Below are 412 nucleotides of genomic sequence, written 5' to 3'. Positions count from 1 at the left end.
GCTTTTTGCTTTTTTAAAAATGCTTCTAATTTTCCGGTGGAAAATTTGCCGCATTTTTAAATCGCAAAAATTTTTATACCAAAACGTTATATTTCATTGCTCAAAAATCCAAAAATTCGGAATTGAAACTCTGAAAAACAAAAAAACTGAATATTTGTGGAACACTCTCTCGCTCGTTAGAATTTTTAAAATGCGGAGTTTAGCAAGTTTATAGAAATTATGAATTAAGTAAGTTTGCGGAATTTTTACTCGCACGAAAATTGAAACGGAATTCCAAAGTTGCGGAATCAAAATGTTTGAATTTACTAAAACTCAAAACCAAAAATGCGGAATTTTTCACGTTTTTTTTTTGCACTTTTTAAGGCGTAAAAACCAAAACTCAAAATCATTTAAGTTTGTAAAACTAAGGCGT

Origin of the sequence: Polaribacter sp. PL03, assembly GCF_033875165.1 — a bacterium.
Lineage (GTDB): Bacteria > Bacteroidota > Bacteroidia > Flavobacteriales > Flavobacteriaceae > Polaribacter.
The sequence above is the reverse complement of the archived record's forward strand: the minus strand, read 5'-3'. Positions refer to the sequence as shown.